Here is a 17,096-nt window from a genome sequence, read left to right as displayed (position 1 = left end):
AACTCTACAATCCCTTTTAAACTCCACCCATCACATACATATTTTCCATAGTAGGAACATCACTCCCACCCTGCTTTTCTAATGTAATAGCGAAAGCCTGAGCTTTAGGAATATTAGCAAGTACAATTTTACTGTCTTTCTCTTCTGTATACATTCCTGCATTCACTGGTTTTCCGTCTGCGATTGCCCACAGCTGATATTGCATTCCTTCAGGAGCTTTTGGTAAACTTTCAGCATTCAGGTATACTTCTTTTGTTTTGGTATTCCAGAAAACCATTGCTTTGGAATCTGTGTGTTTTTCTACCCCTTTCAGCATTACCATTTTCATATCAGGATTGGAAATCATTTCCATTTTCTGATTCATTTTCTGTAGAACAACATCCTGAGTTTTTTTCTCAGTCTGCATTTTTGCAATTTCTGCTCTGGTTTTAGATTGGTTATTCATCCAGAAAAGATTTCCGGCAACACTTACTAAAAACAATACTGAAGCCGCCATCGCAAATGCCTTCCAATTACTATTTCCCTGAATTTTAATTTCTTCCTGAGGTTTTGCAGCAGGAATATCCGTTGAAACAACAGGTTGTATTTGTTCAGCAGTTTGTTCTTGTTGAATTTTATTCCAAATCTTTGATTTTAAATCTGCCGGAGGTGTCACTGCCTGTGCAGTAGCAAGGTCTTCCAATGTTTTTTGCGCTTCTTCAAGAGCTGCCTTTACTTCTGCATTGTTCTTCATCACACACTCCAAAATCCCTGCCTCTTCTGGAGAAGCAAGACCTAGAATATAAGATTCTATAATTCCGGATGATATGTATTCTTTAGTGTTCAATTTATTGGTATTCTTTTAGCAAATCTTTTAATTTCATAAGAGCATTCCGCATCTTGGTTTTTACCGTTCCCAGCGGTATTTTCAGTTTATCGGATATTTCATTTTGAGTATATCCCTGATAATAGGCGAGATCGATAAGTTCCTGTTTGTCAACATCCAGACTTTCAAGAACATTGTTAAATCCTATATAATCCGAGGAATTATTGGTCGTTGAAAGTTCTTTAGAATTATATACGAAATCCGGAAGCGGTTGGTTTTTCAATTCGTTTTGAAAACCTTTTGATTTTAAATAATCTATCGCTGTATTCCTTGCTATATTAATCATCCAAGTATAAAATCTTCCTTTTGAAGAATCATATTGATGAACGGAATTCCAGATTTTAACGAAAACATCCTGAATAATCTCTTCCGTATATTCTTTAGAATTAACAATTCGAAGAATCACCCCATACAACGCACCGGAATAATGATCATATAAATAATGAAAACCGGTTTCGTTTTTTTCTTTCAGTAAAACGACGAGTTGCTCTTCGGAGTAAATTGTTTTAATAATGGATATTTTTCAAGCCAAATGTAATGAAATAAAATTAATGGCAAACAAATTTTAAAAATTCTTTCAATTATCAAATAATTTAAACGAAACATTAACAAATTATTAATTCAAAATATTCTTTTCATTCTAAAAACAAAAATTAATCAATTGATTTTCAAAACATTGTGATTTTTAATTAAAATTTTAAAACCGAATTACATCATAGCTCGTAAATGGTTTTAAGAACAAAATCAAATTCAATAACAATTAAAAAATTACAGCAATGAGTACAACGTCAAAAATCGCAGTTTTAGGAATGATCGCTCTTTCTTTTGCTTTCAGTGGAAATGTTTCAGCACAGAGTATGAAGGAAAAAACAGTAATGGTAGGTGGTGCCGCTATGTATCCTTCTAAAAATATTATCGAGAATGCAGTGAATTCTAAAGATCACAAAACATTGGTAGCAACCGTAAAGGCAGCCGGACTTGTAGAAACCCTGCAAGGAAAAGGACCTTTCACCGTTTTAGCACCTACCGATGAGGCTTTTGCAAAGCTTCCCAAAGGAACTGTTGAGAATTTAGTAAAACCAGAAAATAAACCCATGTTGACTAAAATTTTAACGTATCATGTTCTTGCCGGAAAATATAATGCTAAAGAAATCTGGGCAGCTGTAAAAGCTAAAGGCGGAAAAGCAATGATGAAAACAGTCGAAGGTGAAAATCTTACTTTCTGGACTAAAGGAAAAAATCTGTATGTAAGAGATACTAAAGGAAATGATGCCAAAGTGACCATAGCGGATGTAAACCAATCCAACGGAGTTATTCATGTGATTGATACGGTGTTGATGCCATAATTTTTAAGTTTTTCAAACAGCATAAAAATTTATGCTGTTTTTTCTTTTTTAAACAAATTACCTAACACTAAAAGAATACTATTATGAAAACAACGATTAATGTCTCCAATCAGGGTACAAGTCTTGATACTGGCAGACGAAATTTTTTGAAATTAAGCGGTGTCGGCTTGGCAATGGCAGGACTTACCCTGATTGGCTGTAATGACACCGACTATGATTTGATGGAAAATAATACCATTTTCGATTTGGGAATGGGTGATGTAGGTGTTTTGAATTACGCCTATGCACTGGAACAGTTGGAAGCCGATTTTTACACTAAAGTCGTGAATAATTTCTATTCAGGGATTTCAAGTATAGAAATGCAGATCTTCACAGACCTTTATCATCACGAAGTCATTCACAGAGATTTTTTTAAAGCCGCCATCAGTGGAGCAACTTCAAATGTTTTGCCCACCTTGGAATTCCAATATCCTAATGTAAATTTTAACGATCGAAGTTCTGTACTTGCCACCGCAAAAGCTTTGGAAGACACAGGAGTTGCAGCCTACAACGGTGCCGGAAAATTCATAACAAATCCGGAGTATTTAGTGATCGCAGGGAAAATCGTTTCTGTTGAAGCGAGACATGCTTCAGCCATCAGAAATCTGATCAACCCTGGAACGGCAGCGTTTTCGGGTGATGATGTAATTGATGCCAACGGACTGGATCTTGCCAAAGAACCCAAAGACATTGTAGCAGCTGCGGGAGGATTTATCAAAACTCCTTTCACCTGGAAAGAGCAAGGAATTATTTAACTCGTATTCATCTTCAAAAAAGTACATTATGAACATTCTTAAATTACTCGATAAGCTTTCTGATGATAAATTTTTCACTAAGGAAGCTTCAAGATTAGATGCATTAACTGATATTTCAGGATTCGGAAAAAAAGCAGCAGCTGCTGCCGTTCCTTTTGGTCTGGGAGCACTAATGACTACTCCTGCAAAAGCAGAAACTACAGTTTCCATCACCAATACTCCATTTTTTAAAACTGTTTTAACGGATGCCCTACAATTGGCTTTGATACTGGAATATCTTGAAAACGAATACTACGCCATGGGTTTGGCAGCAGGAACGTTGATTCCTTCAGCTGACAGAGTTGTTTTTATGCAGATTTCGAAACATGAATCTGCTCACGTCACCTTTTTAAAGAATACTTTGACCTCTTTAGGGGTAACTCCGGGAGCAAAACCCACTTTTGATTTTACAGCTGGAGGAAATTTTACTCCTTTTACAGATTATAATCAGTTTTTAATTCTTGCTCAGGCTTTTGAAGATACTGGAGTAAGAGCTTACAAAGGACAGGCGGGAAACGTAATGTCTAATAAAGTAGTTTTACAAGCTGCATTACAAATACATTCTGTGGAAGCAAGACACGCTTCACAGGTACGAAGAATGAGAGCCAACAAAGGCTGGATAGAACTTGCCAATGGAGGAAATATGCCTTCTGCAACCAATCCTGTATATGCCGGAGAAGATAATATCAACCAAGCAGGTTTCAATACGTCTACAAAATTTGGAGCAACAGCAGGATCTGCGGCTTACGATGAGATTCTTACAGGAAGTGATGCTCAGGCAATCGCATCTTTGTTTATTGTATAGCTTTTTCGTAATTTAGTTGTAATCCCTTTCTTTTTTCGGAAAGGGATTTTTGTTTATTCCAGAATGTTAATTTGGATTCAAATTACTTCTCGTCAGTGCTACCATCCTTTTCCAGTCTGTTGAGCATGATCCATCATTTTATAAGAATTGGATGAATCAGACAAACTAAAAATATAAGGAAGTATAGCTTTGTCATTTTCAAGAATATCGATTTTTTTCACTTTGTCATTTCTGTCGAATTTCACAGATAAGGTAATTCCTTTGGTAAACCATGTTCGATTGAATGTGTAATAGAGTACATTCTCAGAATACACATAAGTATTTCCAAATTTTGAAATGATTTCGTTCTTGGTTTTACCTACTAAAGAGTTAAATTTTTTTGCAAGCCTTTTCAATTTTTATTTTTTTGGTGTTAAAACTTATTTAAAAACACATAAGGCTTCATTTTATTGCCTTTAGTTTATTTTTTTTTTAATTTTTTGATTCTTCTGATCTGAGAACAAAAAGTGACCTTAGATAAGTGATTGTTGTGCGTTCACCTTTTTCATTCACTTTCATCATGATAGACCTGCAACAGGGAGATGCACTGAAATGGTTTTGGTATCGTGTTCCACATTTAAAACACTCTGTAATTACAATACTCTTTTCTTCCATACTTATATTGTGTTAAAATTAAAACGGGATAGACAGGTGTAGGATGGTTAAAAATTAATAACCATAACTTCATACCTCAAAAAGTTCTTTGTGTTTTTCAGGAGATACCTTACCTATAAAACTGTGTTTTGAGGCTAGTATTCCTGATTAGATTGCAGAGCATATCAATTTCAGGTTCCCGTTTGTAGTTTATTGAATAAAGCCACTTTGTAAAGAGCATCCATTATTCTTTCGTCGTAAATCGTTCTATTTTTCACCTGTCGTATATATTCAGGCTTTTTCTTATCTTCTTTTAGGATAAAATTTACTGAACTTGTATAATGTACCGGTAACCATTGTTTAATGAAATCATATTTTTCATTAATGATTTTCTGATCGTGAGTGGTCTCAAATTTGCCCATAATGAAATAATTTTGTTTAACTTTTTTCGTAATTTTGTGTTTGATCGCAAATCAATCCGACAAGACAAATATACAATTATCTATCAAACAAACAACAAATCATTGTTTTATCAATATATAATTGTTTTGATTGAAAAAAATTATTTAATATGAAGATATACCAGAAGATAAGAGAATACAGCAAAGAGAAGGGAGAGACCATGAAAGAGATCGCAGCAGCTTATGGTGTCACACCGCAATCTATCCAGCTTTATTTCTCAGGAAAAAACGCAATGCCTCTTAATTTTTTAGCATGGTATATTGAAACCCATCCCGATTTAGACCTTTACGCTCTTTTTGACAAGAAACAACAAAATATTGTTGCAGAGCCAAGAGCTGTTTATGAAAAGAAAGTAAAGAAGCAGGATGTGATCGATAAGATTGTATCGATCCTGGAAAACGAATTATAAGAACTAAAAAAATAAATGCTTCCGTACTGGAAGCATTGTTGTTTATTTATAATGTAAAAATATTCCGTAGTCGGAAGGAGTCCAACATGCGGCTTTTTGTTCGGCAGCTTTTAAAGCATCATTTGCCCATGTATTGCAGGTATATAAAAAGCTATAATTTCCCCTTGCATCATAAAAGGCATCATTATCGCCATATACCGCATTGGTAGGAATTAAAACAAACTTTCCGTTTTTATCTGTATCAAATTTACCTTCAACAAAAGCAATCAATTTCTGATACTGATTTCTGCTGATCATGATTTTCTTACAGTCTGATGCTTCTTTCATTTCTCTGTAATATGTACAATGCATTGCAGATTCGCTTAACCAAAATGCCGCTTTAAAAGCCGTAGAAAATTTCAGATCTGCCCATGTAGGCGTATCCAGATAGAAACCTTTATCTCCCCAACCTACTCCAATATAATTATAATCCGTCTGTTTCGATTTTATATTGTTAAACGGAAGCTTTGCGCTCCAATCCTGCATATCATTTTTTACGGGCATTACAATATCCGTATGAACACCATTGGTATAGATATAAATCGGTACTTCTTTATTTTGACCATCATCTTTCGCTGGGGTTTCGATAAAAGGCAGCAAATACCCTAAAACAACATACAGAATCACGATGCCTAAGACTGTTCCGAATATTTTTAGCAGCAGGATTATCATTTTTTTTATAGTCATGTTTTATATTAATGAAATTTAACAATCAAGATTAATGAAAATATTTGTTTTAAGCGAAAAATTTATTAAATTTAAGTAACAAAATATTCTAAATATGCTTAAAACTTCCAAATCCCAGAAGAGATTTAAAGTAAGAGTAAAAGTTGCTCCTAAGAGAGTACAAAAAAGACGTTGATTTTTGGTGAGATAACCTCCCCGGAAGTCAATTTTTTCTTTTGTAGAAAGCTTTTTACCTCAATAGATCTTTACCTCCTTAAGAGCACAAATTTTAAGGAATGGTCGATTAACCCTACTTGCTTTGGAACCCAATAATTCCAGGTGAGGATTTGTCACCAAAAAACAGATTATTTTTTCTCTGAGGATTTTTCTAAAAATTCGATATTTCTTTTCAGACCAGCAAATTTTGTTCTTTTTACAGGAGATTTTCTGAAGATTTCGGAGAATAATTCCTGAGTAAGTTCCTTCCACTCTCCTTTTTTAAAACTTTTCAACGCTTCATTCGGCTGAAATCTACTTTGCTTATTGGGAGCCGAAAACCTATTCCACGGACAAACATCCTGACATACATCACAGCCAAACATCCAGTCATCCATCTTATCCTTAAAATAGTCCGGAATTTCATTCTTTAATTCTATGGTTGCGTATGAAATACATTTGCTTCCATCAATAATTTTTTCAGAAACAATAGCATTGGTAGGACAGGCATCAATACATTTTCTACAGGTTCCGCAATGATCGGTAACAGGATGATCCGGAATCAGTTCCAGATCACAGATAATTTCTGCTAAAAAATAAAAAGAACCGTTTTGCTTGGTGATTAAATTCGCATTTTTCCCCACCCATCCAATTCCTGATTTTTTTGCCCAGCTTCTTTCTAAAACCGGAGCAGAATCTACAAAAACACGAAAGCCGAATTCTCCAATTTCCTCCTGCAGTTCAACCACCATCTCACGAAGAATCTCCTTAATGACTTCATGATAATCTTCTGCATAAGCATATTTTGAGATTTTGAAATTTTCTAATGCCGAAATCTTCTCTTCAGGAAAATAATTATAGGAAAGCGAAATCACAGATTTTGAACCTTCTACCAATAATCTCGGGTCTAATCTCTTGTCAAAATAATTTTCCATGTACTTCATTTCTCCATGAAAATCATTTTTCAGCCATTTTTCCAAATGAGGTGCATCTTCCTCCAAAAAATCTGCTTTAGAAATTCCACAATCCTGAAATCCAAAACTTTTTGCTTTGGCTTTAATGAGCTGTGAATATTTTTCGGCAGTTGAATTCATAATTTCGCATTGCAAAACTAAGATTATTTTATAAATTTGTTTAGACTTTGGATGATTGTACAAAGGTATGCATCTTTACAAACATCCATTTTATATTTTTTAACTCTAAAATATTAGTTATTATGTCTTTAGCAGAAGTAATAAAATCAGGAAATTATGAATTAATCGACGTTCGTGAACCTATGGAATTGGAAATGGACGGAAATATAGACGGTGCAAAAAACATTCCTTTGGGAGAGGTGGAAGACAGACAGGATGAAATTTTGTCTATCGAAAAACCTGTTGTAATCTTCTGCAGAAGCGGAAACAGAAGTGGAAAAGCATTAGAATATTTAAATTCTCAGGGTTTAAAAGACGGCTACAACGGTGGCGGTTGGGCAGACCTGAAAGCAACGATTAAAGCAAATCAAGGAACTTTTTAAAGTTCCTTTTTTTATACAATTTAATGATGGATTTAAAAGAGATATTTTCGGAAAGCTGTTTACTATTTACTCAAGATCAACATCTTATTGAAAAGCTATGGTCTGAGATTGAGAAAAACTATTCTCAAAAAAGCAGGCATTATCATAATCTTGAGCACCTGAAAAGTATGTTTTCTGAGCTTGATGCCATAAAGAATAGTATTTCAAATTATTTACATATATCATTTTCTGTTTTTTATCATGATATTATTTATGATGCTTCTTCAAAATCGAATGAGGAAAAAAGCGCTGATTTTGCAAAAGAGAGACTTCAACAATTAGATCTTAATCCTTCTGATATTGCTGAAATTGAGCATCAAATCTTAGCCACCAAAGTTCATCAGAATTCTGACTTCCAAGACATAAACTATCTTTTGGATGCTGATCTTTCTATTCTTGGAAAAGAGTTGGAAACGTATATTGATTACACTAAAAAGATCCGAAAAGAATATTCTATTTATCCAGATTTACTTTATAAACCGGGAAGAAAAAAGGTTTTAAAACATTTTTTAGCGATGGAAAACATCTTCAAAACGAATTATTTCAGGGAAAAATATGAAGAACAGGCAAAAAGAAATATTCAATGGGAAATTGATAATTTATAATTCTGTTAATTTATAACTACCCCGTCAAAAATTCTTTCAGAACTTTTGCCACCCCTTCAAAGAAGGGAAATCTTCGCACTGGAAAAATTTCTGATTAGTGATTAATGATTTCGTCAATAAATTCAATTGCTTTGTTCAAAACCACTTCCGGAGCTTCTTTATGTGGAGTATGTCCAATATTAGGAATAATGAATTTTTCCGTGCTTCCGCTTACCTGGGAAATCGTTTTTTCAACCTGATCCAATGTTCCGTATTCATCAGCTTCTCCTTGAATAAAAAGTAACGGACTTTTAATATCTTTCAGCAAATACTCTATGTTCCAGCTTCTGAATCTGTCACTCAGCCAGATTTCCGTCCATGCTTTGATTATCATTTCGACTTTATCACCGTGATATTTTTGTAAACGTTCCGGAAGATTGGTCGTTTGATAAGCTTCTAAAGCATCTTTCACTCCTTTTACGGTTACCTCTTCCACAAAAATATGTCCGGCTTCACATAGGGTCGCTTTTATTTTTTCGGGGTATTTTGAGGCTGTAATCAATGCTATTGTCCCTCCATCACTATGACCGAAAAGAATAACATCATTTAGATTTAATTCATTTAAAATATCATTCAGAAGATCTGCTTCCGTTTCCATGTAGTTGTTTTCTCTTTCGTGAGTAGGCATCGGAAAAGATTTTCCGTATCCTAAACGGTCATACACGAGAACGTTACATTGAGTAGCCTCGGATAATTTTAAAGGAAAATCCCTCCAAAGTTGTGCAGATCCTAAAGAATCGTGTAAAAAAACAATTGCAGGTCTCTTCTCAAATGAATTTTGATATTCTATATAAAGTTTTTTACCGTTTACCTCAATTATTTTCCCTTCCATTTTTAGAAACTTTAAATTTTATTTTAACCATTAAGGAGAATTAAATTTTTAAGCAGAGTTAAGTTTTTTAAACACTGAGCCAATCTTAATATTCTACACCTCTTAAAGGATCTTAATGGCTACCACTTTTATGCCTTTTGCTATTTAAAAACCAGCCACTTTTACCAACTTGGATTGTTTGCCTGTTCAAATTCTTTTAATAAGTTTCTAAATACAGCATCTACAGGAAGAATATCATCAATTAAAGCAGAAACCTGCCCGATTTCCAGTTCGCCTTCTTCCATATCGCCTTCGAACATTCCTTTTTTAGCTCTTGCACGACCTAAAGAAGCGATCAGGGAGTCTTTATTTCTTCCTACATTATAAATATCCTCCAACTCATTAAAGAACTTATTTTTAACCATTCTTACAGGTGCTAATTCTTTTAATGTTAGATGGGTATCTCCTTCCTGAAGCTCGGTAATTTTATGTTTCCAATTGTCGTGAGCACTGGCTTCAACTGTTGCGGCAAAACGAGAACCAATCTGAACTCCGTCTGCACCTAAAATCATGGCAGCCTTCATCTGAGAACCTAAAGCAATTCCTCCGGCAGCAATCAACGGTTTTGAAATATGTTTTCTTACATTGGGAATTAAGCAAAACGTTGTCGTTTCATCTCTTCCGTTGTGACCTCCTGCTTCAAATCCTTCGGCAACTACTGCATCTACCCCTGCGTCTTCACATTTCATGGCAAATTTTGTAGATGAAACTACGTGAGCTACTTTTAACCCTTCTTTCTGAAGTGTTTCTGTATAGGTTTTCGGATTTCCTGCTGAAGTAAAAACGATTTTTACGCCTTCTTCCAATATAATCTGAATCACTTCATCCAAATTCGGATACAACATAGGAACGTTTACACCAAAAGGTTTATCCGTAGCCTGCTTGCATTTTTGAATGTTTTCTCTTAAAATATCCGGATACATACTTCCTGCTCCGATTAATCCTAAACCTCCGCAATTAGAAACGGCAGAAGCCAATCTCCAACCGGAATGCCAAATCATTCCTGCCTGAATAATAGGATGCTGAATATTAAAGAGTTGTGTAATTCTATTTTGACCTTGCTGCATATCGTGAAGTTTTCTAGCTGAATTGAAATCTATAAAATTGCTCATCGTGTAAAAATACTAAAAACAAGGCTTTTGCAAAGTATTTCAGCACTTTTTTACAGAAAAAAACCTTCAGATTGTTCTGAAGGTTTTTTATTTATTTTTTAAGAGATTCTTTTTTCCAGTTTCCTTTAAAACTACAAGAATCGTAGCGGCCATCTATTGAAATAAAAGTTGTCGGTAATTTGGAGTTGACAAACTTTTCGATCATTTCATTTTTCTTTTTATTAAGAGCCATCTGCTTTATTCTGTCGTAGTCAGTTTCTAAAGTAATCTTATGAGTAGGAATTTCATCGTCGATTTTAATGATTTTCACTACTTTTCTTTTGTTTTCTGCATCTTCAAAAGCTGTAGTAATATCTCCTTTTTTAAGACCTGCCATTTCGTAAGTAATTGTTCCCGGAATACTTTCTCTTTCAATTTTACTTGAACCGTCTGCTCCCGGAACTAATCCTCCGTTGAATTTAGTTCTCTTATCATCTGAAAACTTGAACGCTGCATCTTTAAAACTAATTTTACCGTCTGTAATAAGTGTTCTGATACTGTCTAACTTCTTTTTAGCAGTATTTACTTCATCGTCTGTAGGAGTAGCCATCAATAAAATATGTCTCGCCTCGTACATTTTTCCTGATTTTTTCACCAATTGGATAAGATGGTAACCAAATTCAGATTCTACCGGATCCGAGATCTCGCCTTCCTGCAGGTTTAATGCTGCTGCTTCGAAAGGCTTCACCATTTGACCTTTGTAGATATTTTTCATCAATCCTCCATTCGCCGCAGAACCCGGATCTTCAGAATAAATTCTAGCCTGGCTTTCAAAGCTTTCTCCTCCAAGGATATCTTGTTTTACTTTTTTAAGTCTATTGATTAATTCCTCTTTATGAGCTTCTGTCAATTTAGGATACATCATGATTTGCCCTAAAGATACTTCGTCTTTAATTTCTGGCAACTGCATTTTGTACATATTATAAAAATCTGTCACCTCATTTGGAGTAACATCAGCTTTCTCTGTAATTCTCTGATATTTAGCTTGTCCGTAATACTGATCGGTATCTATTTTCTCGATCGTATTTTTCATCTCATAAGCATTTCTGAACTTATAAGCAGCTAACATCGTTTTCTCGTCCGGAAACTGAGACAATAACTGCTGATATTTTGCATTTGCACCTTCTTTTAAAGCTGCAGAACGGTTATCAATCAATGTATCTCTTTTAGCTTCGTATACTAAAAGTTTATTATTAATTAAGTTCTCCAAAAACTCACATTTATCTACGCTGGCAATTCCCTGTTGCTTTCCATAATTCATTTGCTCTTCTACATCAGATTCCAAAACGATCTCATCTCCAATTACCGCTGCAATACCGTCTATTAACTGACCCTTCTTAAGTTGAGCTGTTACATTTGTAGAAAACATCAGCACGAAAATCCCAAAAAGAAAAGTGATTTTTAGTTTATTTATCATTTTACTATTTTAAACAAGTTGCAAATTTAGAATTCTTAATCAATTAGACTAAATTTTTTATTATAAATATTTCTTAAAAAGCTTTATTTATTGTAGTTCAACATCAAAAGTTGTTAATTCTTTGAACTGTCTCAATCTGCTGAACATATCAGCTTCTTTTACTTCCTGAATTCTTTCTGTTCCGAATTTCTCAACGGTAAATGATGCCATTGCAGATCCTACGATTAATGCAGACTTCATTGTTTCAAAATCAATTTTATCTTTTTTAGCAAGATAAGCTGCAAAACCTCCCGCAAAAGTATCTCCGGCTCCTGTTGGATCGAAAACTTCTTCTAACGGTAACGCAGGAATTGCAAACACATTGTTATCATGGAAAAGTAAAGCACCGTGCTCTCCCTTTTTAATGATCACATATTTTGGACCCATTGCATGGATTTTTTTAGCGGCTTTCACCAAAGAATATTCTCCTGAAAGTTGTCTTGCTTCTTCATCGTTAATGGTAATTACGTCAGTTTTAGCAATCATATCCATCAAAATATCCCAAGCGGTATCCATCCAGAAATTCATTGTATCAAGAATTACCAGTTTCGGGCGCTTGTTCATTTTTTCAAGAACAGACAGCTGAACTCCCGGGTGAAGGTTTCCTAATAATAAAATCTCAGCATCCTGCATAGAATCAGGAATTTTTGGGTCAAAGTTCTCTAATACATTTACTTCAGTAGCTAAAGTGTCTCTTGTATTTAAATCATTATGATATTTTCCTGCCCAGAAGAATGTTTTTCCTTCTTTTACGATTTCAAGTCCTTCGATATTTACATCTCTGTCTGTAAACATATCAAGATATTCCTGAGGAAAATCTCCTCCTACTACAGAAACGATTCCGGATTTCACTCCTAAAATAGAAGATGTGATTCCGATATAAGTGGCTGCACCTCCTAATATTTTATCTGTTTTACCAAATGGTGTTTCAATTGCATCAAATGCAACACTTCCTACAACTAAAAGTTTCATATATGTTTTAATGTAAATTTTAAGAATTTTAATTTTTCCATTCAAATGTATCCAGCAAATGCTTCATATCCTGTTTGATATAGTTTACAGCCGGAGCTAATGAATCTGGTTTTGGTCTTGTATTGAAATAAAGATATCCCGTCACAAAGTGTTTTGTACTGTCAGTAACATAGAATTGAAGGTTAGAAGCACTCTGCCCTTTTAATTCATAGAAATTTCCAAACACTTTTCTTTCAGGGTACTCAAATGATTTTGTATCGATTGAACTTGCTTTAATGGTATGTTCATACACCATTTTTTCTGTTTCTTTCAGATGGTCTGCAAAATCATTTTTAATTGGGAAATAGGTGATGAATACCTTAGCTTTCATCTTAGGATAGTTCAGGTAATACCAACATGGCCTTTTAGCATCAGTAATTTTAGCAAAATCCGAATATTCAAAAGTATAGTTACAGTTGTTCTCAAATTTCTGGTATTTTGGAGCAGGATACTCCAAACGAAGTTCTCCATACGGTTTAGGAACAGAGTCTTTTCCGCAAGACACTAAAACTAAGGCTATAAAAATAAAAATGATGTTTTTAATCATTTTGCAAAAGTACAAATTAGATTTCAGATTTTGAAAGACAAATTTCAGTCTTTCAGTGAGTTTTGAATATAGTTTTCCAAAGGTTTTGGAAACGACTTTTCGTGAAAGTTTTCAAAGTCAGAAATTATATACTGATTTGAGTCTTTCAGAACCTTCCAAACGGAGGCTGAAATCACTTCTACATCAAAAATTTCTATTGATAAATTCTTATGAGTCAGCTTATGATTAATGGTTTTTGCACTTTTGACAAACGGCTCAAGCTCCACAGAAATTTCCGGTAAAAATTCAAAAAGTTTTTTCCAGATAAAATCATCTTTTCTTTGCTGAATTAAAAACTGACCGTCTCTGTGAACAAAATAGTAGGTTAACTGAAGATTCTCTGCCTTCACTTTTTTAGTTTTAACAGGAAAAGAAGAGATTTTATCTAAAGAAAAAGCGATACAGTTCTTATCTATCGGACATTCTCCACAAAGAGGATTTTTAGGTTTGCAGATTTCTGAGCCCAAATCCATCATGGCCTGATTGAAGTCTCCAACATTTTCAGGCAGGATCAAAGCTGCAAGCTCGGAAAAGTAATTGAAGGCTCTGGAATTGGAAATATCAAAATCATCTGCAAAGAAACGACTCAGCACACGATAAAAATTACCATCAACAGCAGGCATTTTTCCGTTAAAACAAATACTTGAAACAGCTGCAGCAGTATACTTCCCCACTCCTTTCAGTTTTAAGATCTCCTCATATTCGAAAGGAAAAGAGCCTTGATAATCCGTCATAATCTGCTTTGCAGCTTTATGAATATTTATCGCTCTTGAATAATATCCCAATCCTTTCCAATGCAATAAAACCTCATCTTCATCAGCTTCTGCCAATGTTTTTACATCCGGAAATCTTTTGATAAAGTTATTGTAATGGTTTAATCCCTGATTAATTCTGGTTTGCTGAAAAACAATTTCACAGATCCAGATTTTATAAGGGTCTGTTGTTTGCCTGAAAGGTAAATCGCGTGCGTTTTTTTTGTACCAGCTAAGAAGTGCATTACCTATATGCTGAAAGTCTGAACTGTTGCTATTCTTTTCCAAAAATCCTGCTCATTTTTATGATGGCAAAGATACTTTATTTTTTGACTTCAAAAGCGGAAGCACCTTTTACCCATTGGTATTTAAGGTGTTTTTCTTCTGCAATAAAGCGAAATCCTTCGAGTTTTTTCAGATAGACATATACTGATGAATCTTTTTTAAAGGTTAATTTTTGATTGGACAAAAACTGAAGAGGATAAGTAATGACCGAATCTCGTGTTGTTTTTAATACATTCCCGGAATCAACTTTATAAATAAAAATAGGCTTTCCGCGACCGGAAAAGCTGTCTTCGAGTTTGATTTTTGAAGTTGAAATCACTATTTCGCTGGCCTCAAAGCATTCTTCTTCATTCATTACATAAGCCTTACCCTCTTCTCTTTCACCAGCAAAAAGATCAATTTTATGTTCTATTTGTGGTTGTTTTTCTTCACAACTTATGGCGAATATTATGAAAAACATTGATAAAAAGATCATCCTTTTCACTTTCATATTCATTAATTTTGGTGGTTTGATATAGAAAAACCGATGTTTGAATAGCATCGGTTTTTCATGAATTATTAAGTGTGTTGTATTATTCTTGTGAATATTCAGCATCCCATTCGTTTCCATCATCTCCTTTGTGTCCGTCTAGTTTAATAACGAAACTTTTTGTTGGGAAATAAGGTGTTAAACGAATATCTAACCAAACTCTGTCTTTGTTTACTTTATCTTGTTCAAAACGAACAATTTTAAATTTCTCAATTAATTTATCCGGTCCTTTAATATTGTCAAGGAAATTTACAATTTGTCTTCTTAGATCATCTTCGTTTCTTGCATTCCAGTTTTCAAAGGCTCTTCTGTTTAAGAAATCCAATAAAACTTTAGTTACATAATCGAATACACGAACCACCGAATACGTCTGAAGCCCGATATTGTCTCCTGTAAATAATGTTTTTGCCGAGAAAGCCATGATTTTACCATATTCATTCACCATAGGAACCAATCCCATTTTTTCCAACTGAGAAATTTCGCTTTTCTTCAATTCGAATTTTACAGCATCTACTTCGTTGATGTTACCATGCTTTTTACCTGCAGCTACCTGAGACATCAATGTTTTATGAATTTTTCCTGCTAATGAAGTGGAAGGTGGAAGTTCTACATTTTCTTCTTCTCCTACTTCTTCTGCTTTCCCTCTTCCAACAAGCCAGTTACACGTCATAATCACATTACTTCTGTGTAATTCGCCTCCGGTAAGGTTCGCAGAATGGAATAAGTCTACCACATCATCCGGTTTGTCAAGGTTTGCAAAGTCCGTAACCATCATTACTTTGTTCTCGTTACAGATTTTCGCCCATTTTTCAATGACTTTGTTCGATCCTAAGTAACCGGGAATCGCCAAAATCGAATAGTTATCTCTAAGGTCTAAACGGTCGTAATAGTTCTTGAATTCTTCTGCAATAGCATCAATATACAAAGGATTATCCAAGTCCGAAACCTGATCTAAACTTGCATTTACAATGCTTACATTATCTACTTTATCAAGCTCTGTATTCTTATAAAACTGAGCTACCGTTCTGTAATTGGTTTCCAATAGTCGAACTGCATCTAATGTATTTTTCAGATTAGTTTTTAAGCTTTGATCTGCCTGTTGTGCTTTATTTTTGCAGGTATCTGCCATTTTATCTGCAGATTCGTTACCTTCCAAAAGGTTTACCCAAAGGTTGATCTTTTGAAGCAATTCTTTTCTTTCGTCTCCTTTGTTGTTATCGTTAAGGAAGATTTCTTTCCTAGCTTTTCTGGTAGGGTTCATGTTGGCGATGCCATCTACAACAGATTCAACAAAACCGAAACCTCCTATTTTATTCAGTTCGGCAAGAGGATTACCTTTCGGTTGTCCTGAGTGTTGCTGCTGCCCTTGTTGTTGGCTTTCAGCTGCCTGTAATTTACTATCCATGATGTAATTGTAAAGTCTTTAAAATTATTTTTCAAGTTCTTGTGCCACTTCTTTCAACACTTCCACAAAAGCAGTTCTTGTCTGCTCATTTTCTAACATATTACGCAGAATTTTGTTCGTTTTCAGCTGACGAACGATTTTATTATATTGCTCCTGCTCCATGCTAAGCTGCTGCAAATAATCTGATTTCTGAGTAAGGTTTTTGGGAGTGAAATCCGCAAGATTTTGAAAACGGAATTCTTCTTCTACTACATTGCCATTCTCTGTTTCATGCTGTACGTTTACAGAAGGCTGAAAATGTTTGAAGACATCATCCACGGTTTTTAATCCTGTTACAATTTCAGGGGTATAAGATTCGTCGGTTGTAAGCTGGCTTACTATCAGTGATTTATTTTCCTGTATTTCCTGAATAGCTTCATTAGCGTCTACTTTGACCTCGTTTCCGCCAACACCATAATTAAACATTGCCATATTATTAATATTTTGAGATTTTATGCTTGGGTGTGAATTGGTTTTATCTGAATCGAACAAGTGCCCAATCCAATGTTTAAATTTATAAAAAAACTGTAACATACAA

21 protein-coding genes are annotated in these 17,096 nt (G+C 34.5%); 6 read left to right on the top strand and 15 right to left on the bottom strand.

Annotated features, from left to right (window positions below; genetic code table 11):
* Positions 1–16: 16 nt before the first annotated feature.
* Positions 17–826: an anti-sigma factor gene (locus LV842_RS08470; protein ID WP_233111007.1), complete on the bottom strand. Its 810-nt coding sequence runs from the start codon at positions 824–826 to the stop codon at positions 17–19.
* A 1-nt stretch (position 827) separates the two neighbouring features.
* Positions 828–1,337, bottom strand: coding sequence for an RNA polymerase sigma factor (locus LV842_RS08465; protein ID WP_262909403.1), 510 nt, complete (start codon positions 1,335–1,337; stop codon positions 828–830).
* A gap of 304 nt (positions 1,338–1,641) precedes the next feature.
* Here LV842_RS08465 and LV842_RS08460 point away from each other — a divergent pair, with 304 nt between their 5' ends.
* The 3 genes from LV842_RS08460 to LV842_RS08450 all read left to right on the top strand — a co-directional run bounded on the left by LV842_RS08460 (position 1,642) and on the right by LV842_RS08450 (position 3,849).
* Positions 1,642–2,211 (top strand): fasciclin domain-containing protein, encoded by a 570-nt coding sequence (locus tag LV842_RS08460; protein WP_233111006.1) that lies wholly within the window; start codon positions 1,642–1,644, stop codon positions 2,209–2,211.
* 83 nt (positions 2,212–2,294) lie between these two features.
* Positions 2,295–3,005: a ferritin-like domain-containing protein gene (locus LV842_RS08455; RefSeq protein WP_233111005.1), complete on the top strand. Its 711-nt coding sequence runs from the start codon at positions 2,295–2,297 to the stop codon at positions 3,003–3,005.
* A gap of 28 nt (positions 3,006–3,033) precedes the next feature.
* Positions 3,034–3,849: a ferritin-like domain-containing protein gene (locus LV842_RS08450; protein ID WP_233111004.1), complete on the top strand. Its 816-nt coding sequence runs from the start codon at positions 3,034–3,036 to the stop codon at positions 3,847–3,849.
* 98 nt (positions 3,850–3,947) lie between these two features.
* On the opposite strand, the gene LV842_RS08445 is transcribed toward LV842_RS08450, so the two are convergent.
* Both LV842_RS08445 and LV842_RS08440 read right to left on the bottom strand, forming a co-directional pair.
* Entirely contained in the window at positions 3,948–4,244 is a 297-nt protein-coding gene (locus LV842_RS08445) for a hypothetical protein (RefSeq protein ID WP_233111003.1), read from the bottom strand.
* A gap of 429 nt (positions 4,245–4,673) precedes the next feature.
* Positions 4,674–4,904 (bottom strand): hypothetical protein, encoded by a 231-nt coding sequence (locus LV842_RS08440; protein WP_233111002.1) that lies wholly within the window; start codon positions 4,902–4,904, stop codon positions 4,674–4,676.
* A gap of 149 nt (positions 4,905–5,053) precedes the next feature.
* On the opposite strand from LV842_RS08440, the gene LV842_RS08435 reads away from it, so the two are divergent.
* Entirely contained in the window at positions 5,054–5,353 is a 300-nt protein-coding gene (locus LV842_RS08435) for a helix-turn-helix domain-containing protein (RefSeq protein WP_233111001.1), read from the top strand.
* Positions 5,354–5,395: 42 nt separating this feature from the next.
* On the opposite strand, the gene LV842_RS08430 is transcribed toward LV842_RS08435, so the two are convergent.
* The gene (locus tag LV842_RS08430; RefSeq protein WP_233111063.1) at positions 5,396–6,073 is read right to left on the bottom strand and encodes a TIGR02117 family protein; all 678 of its coding nucleotides are present in this window, start codon (positions 6,071–6,073) and stop codon (positions 5,396–5,398) included.
* 350 nt (positions 6,074–6,423) lie between these two features.
* A complete protein-coding gene (queG, locus tag LV842_RS08425) occupies positions 6,424–7,368 on the bottom strand; it encodes a tRNA epoxyqueuosine(34) reductase QueG (protein ID WP_233111000.1) in 945 nt (314 codons plus the stop codon).
* 122 nt (positions 7,369–7,490) lie between these two features.
* Between queG and LV842_RS08420 the strand changes: the two genes are divergently transcribed.
* Positions 7,491–7,790, top strand: a complete 300-nt coding sequence (locus LV842_RS08420; RefSeq protein WP_233110999.1) for a rhodanese-like domain-containing protein — start codon at positions 7,491–7,493, stop codon at positions 7,788–7,790.
* Between the two features lie 23 nt (positions 7,791–7,813).
* Positions 7,814–8,434 carry an HD domain-containing protein gene (locus LV842_RS08415; protein ID WP_233110998.1) on the top strand — a complete coding sequence of 207 codons (621 nt, stop codon included), beginning with the start codon at positions 7,814–7,816 and terminating at the stop codon, positions 8,432–8,434.
* A gap of 94 nt (positions 8,435–8,528) precedes the next feature.
* Here LV842_RS08415 and LV842_RS08410 read toward each other — a convergent pair whose 3' ends face one another.
* From LV842_RS08410 to LV842_RS08370, 9 genes are all read right to left on the bottom strand, one after another.
* Positions 8,529–9,305 (bottom strand): alpha/beta fold hydrolase, encoded by a 777-nt coding sequence (locus tag LV842_RS08410; RefSeq protein ID WP_233110997.1) that lies wholly within the window; start codon positions 9,303–9,305, stop codon positions 8,529–8,531.
* A 161-nt stretch (positions 9,306–9,466) separates the two neighbouring features.
* Entirely contained in the window at positions 9,467–10,456 is a 990-nt protein-coding gene (locus LV842_RS08405; protein WP_233110996.1) for an NAD(P)H-dependent flavin oxidoreductase, read from the bottom strand.
* Between the two features lie 91 nt (positions 10,457–10,547).
* A complete protein-coding gene (locus LV842_RS08400) occupies positions 10,548–11,912 on the bottom strand; it encodes a peptidylprolyl isomerase (protein ID WP_233110995.1) in 1,365 nt (454 codons plus the stop codon).
* An 87-nt stretch (positions 11,913–11,999) separates the two neighbouring features.
* The gene (locus LV842_RS08395; protein WP_233110994.1) at positions 12,000–12,923 is read right to left on the bottom strand and encodes a PfkB family carbohydrate kinase; all 924 of its coding nucleotides are present in this window, start codon (positions 12,921–12,923) and stop codon (positions 12,000–12,002) included.
* A gap of 28 nt (positions 12,924–12,951) precedes the next feature.
* Positions 12,952–13,509 carry a gliding motility lipoprotein GldD gene (gene gldD / locus LV842_RS08390; RefSeq protein ID WP_233110993.1) on the bottom strand — a complete coding sequence of 186 codons (558 nt, stop codon included), beginning with the start codon at positions 13,507–13,509 and terminating at the stop codon, positions 12,952–12,954.
* A 44-nt stretch (positions 13,510–13,553) separates the two neighbouring features.
* Positions 13,554–14,588, bottom strand: coding sequence for an A/G-specific adenine glycosylase (gene mutY, locus LV842_RS08385; protein WP_233110992.1), 1,035 nt, complete (start codon positions 14,586–14,588; stop codon positions 13,554–13,556).
* Positions 14,589–14,622: 34 nt separating this feature from the next.
* Entirely contained in the window at positions 14,623–15,060 is a 438-nt protein-coding gene (locus tag LV842_RS08380) for a hypothetical protein (RefSeq protein ID WP_233110991.1), read from the bottom strand.
* A gap of 97 nt (positions 15,061–15,157) precedes the next feature.
* Entirely contained in the window at positions 15,158–16,519 is a 1,362-nt protein-coding gene (locus LV842_RS08375) for a DUF5458 family protein (RefSeq protein ID WP_233110990.1), read from the bottom strand.
* A gap of 24 nt (positions 16,520–16,543) precedes the next feature.
* Positions 16,544–17,092 (bottom strand): type VI secretion system contractile sheath small subunit, encoded by a 549-nt coding sequence (locus tag LV842_RS08370; protein WP_233110989.1) that lies wholly within the window; start codon positions 17,090–17,092, stop codon positions 16,544–16,546.
* Positions 17,093–17,096 lie beyond the last annotated feature (4 nt).

The sequence above is a fragment of the Chryseobacterium gwangjuense genome (assembly GCF_021311115.1).
Classification (GTDB): domain Bacteria; phylum Bacteroidota; class Bacteroidia; order Flavobacteriales; family Weeksellaceae; genus Chryseobacterium; species Chryseobacterium gwangjuense.
The sequence above is the reverse complement of the archived record's forward strand: the minus strand, read 5'-3'. Positions and strand labels throughout refer to the sequence as shown.

Excerpts from the sequence above, each read along its gene's own strand:
- LV842_RS08415 (WP_233110998.1), top strand. The coding sequence starts at position 7,814 with ATGATGGATTTAAAAGAGATATTTTCGGAAAGCTGTTTACTATTTACT.
- LV842_RS08405 (WP_233110996.1), bottom strand. The coding sequence starts at position 10,456 with ATGAGCAATTTTATAGATTTCAATTCAGCTAGAAAACTTCACGATATG.
- LV842_RS08435 (WP_233111001.1), top strand. The coding sequence starts at position 5,054 with ATGAAGATATACCAGAAGATAAGAGAATACAGCAAAGAGAAGGGAGAG.
- gldD (WP_233110993.1), bottom strand. The coding sequence starts at position 13,509 with ATGATTAAAAACATCATTTTTATTTTTATAGCCTTAGTTTTAGTGTCT.
- LV842_RS08380 (WP_233110991.1), bottom strand. The coding sequence starts at position 15,060 with ATGATCTTTTTATCAATGTTTTTCATAATATTCGCCATAAGTTGTGAA.
- LV842_RS08440 (WP_233111002.1), bottom strand. The coding sequence starts at position 4,904 with ATGGGCAAATTTGAGACCACTCACGATCAGAAAATCATTAATGAAAAA.
- LV842_RS08395 (WP_233110994.1), bottom strand. The coding sequence starts at position 12,923 with ATGAAACTTTTAGTTGTAGGAAGTGTTGCATTTGATGCAATTGAAACA.
- LV842_RS08450 (WP_233111004.1), top strand. The coding sequence starts at position 3,034 with ATGAACATTCTTAAATTACTCGATAAGCTTTCTGATGATAAATTTTTC.
- LV842_RS08420 (WP_233110999.1), top strand. The coding sequence starts at position 7,491 with ATGTCTTTAGCAGAAGTAATAAAATCAGGAAATTATGAATTAATCGAC.
- LV842_RS08455 (WP_233111005.1), top strand. The coding sequence starts at position 2,295 with ATGAAAACAACGATTAATGTCTCCAATCAGGGTACAAGTCTTGATACT.
- queG (WP_233111000.1), bottom strand. The coding sequence starts at position 7,368 with ATGAATTCAACTGCCGAAAAATATTCACAGCTCATTAAAGCCAAAGCA.
- LV842_RS08460 (WP_233111006.1), top strand. The coding sequence starts at position 1,642 with ATGAGTACAACGTCAAAAATCGCAGTTTTAGGAATGATCGCTCTTTCT.
- LV842_RS08375 (WP_233110990.1), bottom strand. The coding sequence starts at position 16,519 with ATGGATAGTAAATTACAGGCAGCTGAAAGCCAACAACAAGGGCAGCAG.
- LV842_RS08400 (WP_233110995.1), bottom strand. The coding sequence starts at position 11,912 with ATGATAAATAAACTAAAAATCACTTTTCTTTTTGGGATTTTCGTGCTG.
- LV842_RS08370 (WP_233110989.1), bottom strand. The coding sequence starts at position 17,092 with ATGTTACAGTTTTTTTATAAATTTAAACATTGGATTGGGCACTTGTTC.
- LV842_RS08410 (WP_233110997.1), bottom strand. The coding sequence starts at position 9,305 with ATGGAAGGGAAAATAATTGAGGTAAACGGTAAAAAACTTTATATAGAA.